This window comes from Kitasatospora sp. NPDC059973 (assembly GCF_042737525.1).
Taxonomy (GTDB): Bacteria; Actinomycetota; Actinomycetes; order Streptomycetales; family Streptomycetaceae; genus Kitasatospora.
Map to the genome: position 1 here is coordinate 19,518 of NZ_JBHWUI010000111.1, position 8,888 is coordinate 28,405.

The 8,888-nt window shown below is 72.6% G+C and carries 8 protein-coding genes; 5 read left to right on the forward strand and 3 right to left on the reverse strand.

Translation table 11 applies throughout. The features are described 5' to 3' along the window. Window positions 1–112 precede the first annotated feature (112 nt). Entirely contained in the window at window positions 113–511 is a 399-nt protein-coding gene (locus ACFWA9_RS26685) for a VOC family protein (RefSeq protein WP_380390271.1), read from the reverse strand. A 189-nt stretch (window positions 512–700) separates the two neighbouring features. Continuing rightward, entirely contained in the window at window positions 701–1,501 is an 801-nt protein-coding gene (locus ACFWA9_RS26690; protein WP_380390273.1) for a DUF6597 domain-containing transcriptional factor, read from the reverse strand. A 64-nt stretch (window positions 1,502–1,565) separates the two neighbouring features. On the opposite strand from ACFWA9_RS26690, the gene ACFWA9_RS26695 reads away from it, so the two are divergent. Beyond that, window positions 1,566–2,159, forward strand: coding sequence for a TIGR03086 family metal-binding protein (locus tag ACFWA9_RS26695; protein ID WP_380390275.1), 594 nt, complete (start codon window positions 1,566–1,568; stop codon window positions 2,157–2,159). Window positions 2,160–2,419: 260 nt separating this feature from the next. Here the strand turns inward: ACFWA9_RS26695 and ACFWA9_RS26700 are convergent, their stop codons facing one another. Next, window positions 2,420–2,887, reverse strand: coding sequence for a MarR family transcriptional regulator (locus ACFWA9_RS26700; protein ID WP_380390277.1), 468 nt, complete (start codon window positions 2,885–2,887; stop codon window positions 2,420–2,422). Window positions 2,888–3,375: 488 nt separating this feature from the next. Between ACFWA9_RS26700 and ACFWA9_RS26705 the strand changes: the two genes are divergently transcribed. The 4 genes from ACFWA9_RS26705 to ACFWA9_RS26720 all read left to right on the forward strand — a co-directional run bounded on the left by ACFWA9_RS26705 (window position 3,376) and on the right by ACFWA9_RS26720 (window position 8,845). Continuing rightward, on the forward strand, window positions 3,376–3,756 hold the full coding sequence (locus ACFWA9_RS26705) for a winged helix-turn-helix domain-containing protein (protein WP_380390279.1): 381 nt from the start codon (window positions 3,376–3,378) through the stop codon (window positions 3,754–3,756). Window positions 3,757–4,116: 360 nt separating this feature from the next. Next, window positions 4,117–4,824 carry a tRNA-dependent cyclodipeptide synthase gene (locus ACFWA9_RS26710; protein ID WP_380390281.1) on the forward strand — a complete coding sequence of 236 codons (708 nt, stop codon included), beginning with the start codon at window positions 4,117–4,119 and terminating at the stop codon, window positions 4,822–4,824. Further along, the gene (locus tag ACFWA9_RS26715; protein ID WP_380390283.1) at window positions 4,821–6,041 is read left to right on the forward strand and encodes a cytochrome P450; all 1,221 of its coding nucleotides are present in this window, start codon (window positions 4,821–4,823) and stop codon (window positions 6,039–6,041) included. The genes ACFWA9_RS26710 and ACFWA9_RS26715 overlap by 4 nt, the downstream gene beginning before the upstream one ends. A 989-nt stretch (window positions 6,042–7,030) precedes the next feature. Further along, window positions 7,031–8,845: a trypsin-like serine protease gene (locus ACFWA9_RS26720; protein ID WP_380390285.1), complete on the forward strand. Its 1,815-nt coding sequence runs from the start codon at window positions 7,031–7,033 to the stop codon at window positions 8,843–8,845. The last annotated feature ends 43 nt before the right edge of the window (window positions 8,846–8,888 follow it).

The following is an 8,888-nucleotide window of genomic DNA, read 5'->3' on the forward strand; positions in this document are numbered from 1 at the left end:
CGCACGAGCGGATCAGGCCATCGACCGGCCTCCGTCCCGCACCTCGGATCATGCGGACGAGCCGCGGCCCCGCCCTCCGGGTGCCGCGGCTCGCCGTTCCGGACCGGGGAGGTCAGCGGGCGAACTTCTGCCGGGCGGCCGGGGTCACCGGGGTGAAGAAGTTCACCAGGTTGCCGTCCGGGTCGCGGAGGAGCAGCGAGCGGTTGCCCCAGGGCATGGTGGTGGGCTCGTTGACGAAGTCCTCCACGACGCCGGTCAGGTCGCGGTGCACGCGGTCGACGTCGTCGACGAGGAACTCGATGACGACGCTGCGGTTCGCGCCCGGCTCGGCCGAGCCGGGCGCGAAGAGCGGGACGGTGCGGGTGCTGCCGATGGCGAGCGTGGCCGTGGCGGTGGTGAGTTCGGCGAAGTCTTCGTTGGCCCACTGCGCCGTCACGCCGGTGGCGCGCTCGTAGAAGCCGACCAGTCGTGCGACGTCGGCCGTGATGACGCGGATCGAGACGAGGTTCACGGGTGATTCTCCTGGGGTACGTCGTGCTGTCGACCACACGTTATGGCCGATACCGGACAGAATCGGCCCGGTATCGGCGGGAGGATTCCGGGCAGGCCGCGACCGGTCACCGGCCGCTCGAACCCCATCGGCGGAGGGAACGGCCCGGGCCCTCGGTACGGGCGGCAACCCGCTTGCCAGCGGCCGGAGTTACGGCCTTCCCGAGGCGTAGCGGACCGGTGACGTACCGACCGTGGCCGTGAAATCGCGGGTGAGGTGGGCCTGATCGGCGTAGCCGAGGTCGGCGGCGAGCGCCGCCCAGTCGATGACGGTAGCGCGGTCGGCTCGCTCGGCGGCCTCGTGCAGGCGGGCCCGGCGCAGCACCCACTTCGGGGTGGCCCCGACGTACTCGGCGAACAGCCGCTGCAGGCGGCGCACGGTGATGCCGAACTCCTCGGCCAGTTGGTCGACCCGGCGCAGGTCGGTGGTGCCGGCGATCCGCTCGACCATCGCGGCGACCTGCTCGGCCACCGGGTCGGGCGCGGGCGACCGGGCGAGCAGGAAGGAGTCCACCCGGGCGGCGAGGGCGTCGAGGCACCCCGCACCGCGGAGCACCTCGTCGTTGAGCCGGTCCGCCCCGGGGCCGAAGACCTCGGCGGCCGGGACGATCCGGTCGGCCAGGTCGGCCACCGGGCGGTCGGTGAACGGGCGGAAGCCGCCGGGGCGGAACTTGGCTCCGAGCACGTGGCCGGTCCCCTCCAGCCTGCGGACGAAGAGGGACTTGGCGACCCCGTGGACGCGGGCCGCCGGCGCCTCCAGGACGAGGTGGACGCTGGGGTGGACGAGCACCTTCTGCTCGTGGGCGGGCAGGCCGTCCCGGTTCCAGCGCACCAGCCAGTAGAACTCGACGAAACGCGCCAGCTCCGGGGCGGGCTCGTACCGGGTCAGGCTGATCGCGGCCGCGGCCCGGTCGGGATGGAGCACTCCGCGTCCGAGGTCCGGGAAGGTCATGCCGCCAGGCTAGCCGTCGCGTTTGTTCTAGACGGCGCCCGGCCCCCGGGGCGAGGATCGACACATGAACGGTCACGCACTCCACCCCCTCATGTCCCGCGCCGCAGCGGAGGCCGCGCGCATCGCCCGCGGTGTCCGACCGGAGCACCTGGACGGGCCGACGCCCTGCACCGCGTTCGACACCAGGACCCTGGTCAACCACTGGGTGCTGTACACCTCCCACGGCCTCGAACGCCGGGCACGCCGGGAGCCGCTGCCGGAGGAGCTGGTGGCGCGCGACTTCACCGCCGACCCCGGTTGGGCGCTCGCCTACGCGGACCAGCTCGACCGTGCCGTGGCGGCCTGGTCGGACCCGGCCGCCTGGGAGGGGGAGATCGATCTGGGCGGGATGTCGGTGTCGGCGGCATCGGTCGCCCGGATGGTGGTCAAGGAGATGGTGCTCCACGGCTGGGACGTCGCCCGGGCCACCGGCCGGCAGGCGGACGTCGACGACGATCTGGCCCGTCTGGTTCTCACGGTGGTCGAGGAGAACGCCGAGATCTACCGCCAGTACGGCGGCTTCGCCGAGGCGGTGCCGGTGCCCGCCACCGCCTCGTCCCTCGACCGCGCCCTCGCCGCCTCCGGCCGCGACCCGGGCTGGGAGCGTTCCACGGGCTGAGTTCCCGACGCCCGCCGTCGGTACGGCGGGCGAACCGGCGGCGGATGAACCGACGGCGGGCGAACCGACGGCGGGCGAACCGACGGCGCTCGCAGCGGCCCTCGCGCGGCCACGAGCGGCGTGAGCCACCGGAAGCCGACCGGACGCTCCCGCCCGGGCGTCGTGTTCCACCGCGGCTGAGACCCGCAAGCTGAGCCACGGCACAGGCCCGGGGCCGTGGTGCGCCCCGGGCCAGGGCAGGACGCCCGGGCCAGGGGTCGCTAGGCGACCTGCCCACCCGCGTTGCGGATCAGTCGCTGGAGCACCTTCACGGCGGTGACGTAGTCCGCGTCGTCGATGCCTTCGTGGAGGGCGGCACGGATCGCGGGGGCGTTGCGCGCCAGGTCCACGCGGGCCCGCTCCCCCTCCTCGGTGAGCCGGAGCCGGTCCCCGGTGTCCCCGCTCAGCCAGCCGCGCTCCAGGAGCACCGCGGCCTCCGCCGCCAGATCGTCCTCGGGCCGGAGGTACGAGGCCATCGCCTCCCGCAGTTCGGACAGTGCCATACTCGCGCCGTCGGGCGAGATGTCGTTCACCGACAGATTGCGCAGCAGCCAGAACTGCGGCTGCGTGTAGCCCTTCTCGGCCTGCCGGGCCCGGGTGAACGCGATGAGCGACTCGTAGGCGACACCGGTCCAGTACGCGGCGGGCTGGCCGGCGAGTTCGGCGTCGGACATCTGCTGGGTCGTCATGGGGTGCCCCCTCGTGCTGTTCAGGTGGAATCCGCGGGCCCGGCACCTGCCGGGCGGGTCATACGAAGACCGTAGAACCTCAAGTCCAGTTGAAGGCAAGCCGGCCCGCGGTGCGGGCACCCGGGTCGGTCCCTACCTGGCCGTCGGCCTCGTCCTGGCCGTGCTCACCACGGGTTACCAGGTGTGGGCGGCGCTGGGGACGGCGCCCTACCCCCACTTCCGCGAACCGACGTTCCTCTACGCGCTCTACAACGCGGTGGAGAGCCCGGCCGGATCGATCGGCTTGGCGCTGCTGCTGCTCGCCCGGATCGAACGCAGCTGGCTGCTCCTCGCCATCACCTGCGCCTACCTGGCCTGCTGCTCGACTTCGACAACCGGCCCGCCGCCTCCGCGTGGGGCGGCCGGGACCTCCTGTTCTCGGGGGGCGTGCTGCTGCTCGGCAGTGCCGTCCTCGCCCTGCGGCAGCGGTTCCAGAGCCGGTCAGCCGGATGAGCGAGCATCCCACCAGCAGCCTCGACGACGTCGTGCACCAACGGGTGCGCCTGGGCATCCTCGCGGTGGCCAAGGAAGCCCGGCGGGTGGAGTTCACCTTCCTGCGCGACACGCTCGGTCTCACCGCCGGCAACCTCCCCCAGCACCTCGGTGTCCTGGAGAAGGCGGGCCTGGTCACGATCGACAAGGGCTACGAGGGCAGACGCGCCCGCACCTGGATCCCTCTCACCAAGGCGGGCAAGCAGGCGCTGCACGACGAGGTCACGGCGCTCAAGACGCTGATCCGGCAACTCGAAGGACCAGCGGCGCTTCCGGGGCCCCAGGAGCATGACGGACACGACGCGCAAGCCCGTCCGGCGGAGGACGGCACTCCGTAGCGACGGCACAAGACTCTGCCGCGCGCCGCGAGCCGGGTGGCCGCCCGCTCTCCCCTGCCCGGTCGGGGCGACAGGCCACGGCCGGGCGCCCCGACCACCGGGCCCGGACGGGGGGTGTTGCAGATGCCGTAGCGGCATGTGGTGTCGTCGAGGGCACCACAGCACGAAAGGCCCTGTCCGCGATGTACTCCTCGTTCACGCCTCCTCGCCAGGTCATGATCGGTGACGCCACCCGTTTCGGACAAAGCCCGGCGGTTACTGTCAGTACCCGTGCGCTGCGGATAGAGTGACGGGGCCGCGGCGTCACACCGAGGGGCACGGGGCCCGGTCGGCAGCAGCACGCGGTGGAGGACTACGCGTGTGATCACAGCACCCCCGGTGAAGGCCGCGGACGTGTTCCGGGTCAAGCCCTACACGCGCCACTGCGAGGTCATCCACGACGAGGGCGCGCACGCCGTCATCGGCGTCTCGCCCGGCAACAGCTACTTCTCCGCCCAGCGCCTGCACGACCTCGCCGCCTGGGGCCTGGACCATTACGGCCGGGTCGACTTCGTCTACACCGACCTCCACGTGGCCGAGATGTACGAGGCGTGCGGGTACGGCCCCGACGACGCCCGCAGAAAGGCGGCGAAGAACCTGCGGAGCGTTCGGGCGAAGGTCCGCGACGCCGTGACGACGGCGGATCCGGGACAGACGCGGCTGCACTGGCGGCCCATGTCCGACTTCCGCGCCAACACCGCCTACCAGGAGATCCACCGGCAGCTGACGCGCCGCCTTGAGACGGACGCCGACCTGCGCCGGGCCTGCGACGACCTGGTGAGCCGGTTCCTGACCGCACGGGGGCAGGAACCCACCGAACGTCAGCGCGCCGTGTGCCTGGAGTACGTGTGCGCCGAGGCGCCGCTGTTCCTCGACACCCCCGCGATCATCGGCGTGCCGTCCTCGCTCAACTGCTACCACCAACTCCTGCCACTCGCTGAACTCCTGTACGCCCGGGGCGCCGGCCTGCGCGCCTCCCGCAACCAGGGCCACGCCATCGTCACCCCCGCCGGAGGAGCCCACGCATGAGCACGACCACCACGACCGGGCACCCGGCCGTCGCCGGCCCCGACCTGCTCGACTTCCCGTTCTCCCGGGACGGCACCCGGCTCCCCGCCGACCTGGCGCGGCTGCGCGCGGCCACCCCGGTCCGGCGGGTGCGCACGATCGCCGGGGACGAGGCCTGGCTGGTGTCCTCGTACCGGCTGTGCAAGCAGGTCCTGACGGACGACCGGTTCTCGCTGAAGGACACCTCGGCCCCGGGCGTGCCCCGCCAGTACGCCCTGACGATCCCGCCCGAGGTCGTCAACAACATGGGCAACATCACCGGCGCCGGACTGCGCCGAGCGGTGCTGAAGGCGCTGAACCCGAAGTCGCCGGGGCTGGTGCGGTGGCTGCGCCAGGAGGCCGAGCGGCTCGTCGACGGGCTCGTCGCGGACGGCCCCACGGCCGACCTGCGCGGCGCGTTCTGCGAGCCGTACTCCGCGGGGCTGCACTGCCGCATCCTCGGCATTCCGCAGAGCGAGGGCCGCGCGTTCCTGCGCAGCCTGGACATCGCCTTCATGAACTCGGCCTGCCCGATCGCCGGCGCCGCGATCAACTGGGATCGCGACATCGCCCGCATGACCGTCCTGCTGGACGACCCCGCCACCTCCGGCCTGGTGGGCGAACTCTCCGCCCTGCGCGAGGACCCGGACTACGCGCACCTGACCGACGAGATGCTGGCCACCGTCGGCGTCACCATGTTCGGCGCCGGCACCGTCTCCACCTCCGGCTTCCTCACCATGGCCCTGGTCCACCTCCTCACCCACCGCGACACCTGGCACCTGTTGTGCGACCGCCGCGACCTGCTCGACGCGGGCGTGGAGGAACTGCTGCGGGTGAACCTCTCCATCGGAGATGCCCTGCCCCGGCTCGCACTCGCCGACGTGCGGCTCGGCGATGTCGACGTCCAACAGGGGGAGTTGGTCCTGGTACTGGTCGAGGGCGCGAACTTCGACCCGGAGGAATTCCCTGACCCGCACCGCTTCGACCTCGACCGCGCCAACGCCGCCGACCACCTCTCCTTCGGCGGCGGTTCCCACTACTGCCCCGCCACCGCGCTCGGACGCGTCCACGCCCGGATCGCCCTGGAGACCCTGCTCGACCGGCTGCCGGACCTCGAACTCGCCGTCCCCGTCGCTCAACTGGTCTGGCGGACGGGCTTCATGAAGCGGATTCCCGAACGGCTCCCGGTGATGTGGTAGGCGGGGCCGCCGCCTCCGCGGCCCACCATCGGTCCGGGCCCGGCGTGACCGCGGTCAGCCGGACTCCGCGGTGCCGATTCCTGCGAGTGGTTCCAGGTGCCCCCGGAGATCGGAGGGGATCGTCCACCATCAACACCCCAAAATGGTGCAACTGTGCTTTGACGGCAGGTCATCGGGCATCAGAAGCGGAATTGGGCAAACGCATTGGTGGGACATGGCCGAAAGTCGACCGGGAGAGGTTTCCCGAACGATTCCGGAAACCTCCTGGAGCTGGAGATTGCTGGTACTTTACGCAGGCTCCGTCGTCGTTCAACTCCCTTGACGGCATTGCGGAATCATCTTGGTCCCGCCAGGATCGAAGGATCTGCCTTGATCGAAATCCCGCATCAGCACGTGGCCGGCGCCTCCCCGGCGCCGCCCGCCCGCAGCGGGCCCCGCGTCCCCGCCGGCCGCGCGGGCCACCTCCGGAGCGGCATCGTCGGATGCCGCTTCGTCGCTTCCGGTACGACCGGCCACCTCTCCATGAGACCGCCGGACGCCCGCGGGCAGCTGGACCGATGACCCTTCCGTCGGCGCCGAACCGGCCCCGGCCGACCAGGAAACGCGGGTGAACACGGGCCCGATCCGGTCGAACCGGTCGGCGAAAGCCTGCCCGGGGGAAACGCCCGGCCCTGGTCGAACTCCGCATCCCCGGATGATTCGGGCCCGCAGGGCCGCCGCCGTGCGGGACCGGCACCGAGCACCTCCATTCGACCCGGAAGAAACGGTAGGGAAAGGTCAGAACGACGGCGTACTTCGCACGCGATCACGCCCGGTACGGACGACCCGGGCGGTCACGGCCGTCGCCCTGGCCGGGCTCCGCAGACGGACGGGTCCGCTCCAGCCGGGCCGGTCACGTCCGGCCGGCCCCCGTTCCGGCACCCCCGCAGGTGCTTCACCGCGATGCCGACCGCCCCGCGGACCCACCCACTCACCCGAAAGGCACTCCCATGCCCCGCAAGGCCCCATCCCGTTCCCGGCGGGCCGGCGTTCTGGCCGCGGCCCTGGCCGCCGGCACGCTGAGCACCCTCGTCCCGGCGGCAGCCGTGGTCGGTGACCCCGCTGCGGAGAACTCCTACGCCTTCACCGCGCGTCTGGTGATCGGCGAGGGCGAACGCGCGTGCACCGGCGCGCTCGTCGACCCGTACTGGATCGTCACCGCCGCGTCCTGCTTCGCCGACGACCCCGCCCAGCCGGCCACCCTCCCCGCGGGCCCGCCCGCCCGCAGGACCACCGCCACCATAGGCCGCACCACCTCCGCCGCCACGGGCCAGGTCCGCGACATCGCCGAACTCGCCCCCCGCACCGACCGCGACCTCGTCCTCGCCCGCCTGGCCGCCCCCGTCACCGACATCGCCCCGGTGGCGGTGGCCACCGGGGCGCCCGCCGCCGGAGAGGAGCTGACGGTCGCGGGCTTCGGCCGGACCAGGACCGAGTGGGTGCCGGACCGGCTCCACAGCGCCCTGTTCACCGTCGCCACCGTCGACCCGGCCGGCCTCGGCATCACCCCCAAGGCCCCGGCCGACGCCGCCGTCTGCAAGGGCGACACCGGCGGACCCGCCCTGCGCCGCGTCGGCGACCGCTACGAACTCGCCGCCCTCTCCAGCCGCTCCTGGCAGAACAACTGCCTCGGCGCCGCCCCGACCACCCACACCGGCGCCTACGAGACCCGCACCGACGACCTCGGCGGCTGGATCCAGCAGACCGTCTCCGCCTGGTCCGCCCTGGTCGCGGGCCGCTCCGGGAGCCGCAACACCGTCTACAACCCCGACACGAAGACGGCCGAGATCTTCGCCCTGCGCACCGACGGCGCCCTCATCCACGCCTACGACACCAACGGCGAAGGCTGGAACGGCTGGCACCTGATCGGGCCCGGCGCACGGTTCGTCGGCACGCCGGCCGTCGTCCACAACCCCGTCACCCACACGCTCGACCTCTTCGCCGTCGGCACCGACGGGTCCATGTACCGCACCGCCTGGAGCCGCGCGACCGGCTGGCAGCCGTGGACGACGGCCGGTGACTGGAAGTACGGCGGTTCCCCCACCACGGTCTACAACCCGGACACCAGGACGGCCGAGGTGTTCGCCCTGCGCACCGACGGTGTCATGGCCCACCTCTACAACACCGACGGCGCGGGCTGGGACGGCCCGTTCACCCTCAACCCCTCGGGCGCGTTCGTCGGCACGCCGGCCGTCGTCCACGACCCCGTCACCCACACGCTCGACCTCTTCGCCGTCGGCACCGACGGGTCCATGTACCGGGCCGCCTGGAGCCGAGCCGCCGGCTGGACGCCCTGGATCCTGACCGGTGACTGGAAGTACGGCGGCTCCCCCACCACGGTCCACAACCCGGACACCAGGACGGCCGAGGTGTTCGCCCTGCGCACCGACGGCGTCATGGCCCACCTCTACAACACCGACGGCGCGGGCTGGGACGGCCCGTTCACCCTCAACCCCGGCGGCAGGTTCACCGGCGTGCCGAGTGTCCTCCACAATCCGGTGACCCACACGCTCGAGGTGTTCGCGGTCGGTACCGACGGGTCGATGTACCGCGCGACGTGGAACCCTGCCACCGGTTGGGGCCCTTGGGCCGTCACCGGCGCCTGGAACTTCCGCAACTCCCCGTCCGCGGTCTACGACCCGGGCACCAGGACCGCCGAACTCTTCGGCCAGGGCACCGACGGCGTGATGGCCCACGCCGCCGACCCGGCCGGCGGAGGCTGGACCGGCTGGTCCGTGGTCGGCCGGATCCCCACGACCGGCTGACGGTGAGGGCCCGGCGCCGTGCGGCTCGCCCTCACGTCGGGGG

What these genes read in the sequence shown, in the direction of transcription:
- ACFWA9_RS26690 (WP_380390273.1), bottom strand. Translation starts at nt 1,501, where the DNA reads ATGACCTTCCCGGACCTCGGACGCGGAGTGCTCCATCCCGACCGGGCC.
- ACFWA9_RS26695 (WP_380390275.1), top strand. Translation starts at nt 1,566, where the DNA reads ATGAACGGTCACGCACTCCACCCCCTCATGTCCCGCGCCGCAGCGGAG.
- ACFWA9_RS26700 (WP_380390277.1), bottom strand. Translation starts at nt 2,887, where the DNA reads ATGACGACCCAGCAGATGTCCGACGCCGAACTCGCCGGCCAGCCCGCC.
- ACFWA9_RS26705 (WP_380390279.1), top strand. Translation starts at nt 3,376, where the DNA reads ATGAGCGAGCATCCCACCAGCAGCCTCGACGACGTCGTGCACCAACGG.
- ACFWA9_RS26715 (WP_380390283.1), top strand. Translation starts at nt 4,821, where the DNA reads ATGAGCACGACCACCACGACCGGGCACCCGGCCGTCGCCGGCCCCGAC.
- ACFWA9_RS26720 (WP_380390285.1), top strand. Translation starts at nt 7,031, where the DNA reads ATGCCCCGCAAGGCCCCATCCCGTTCCCGGCGGGCCGGCGTTCTGGCC.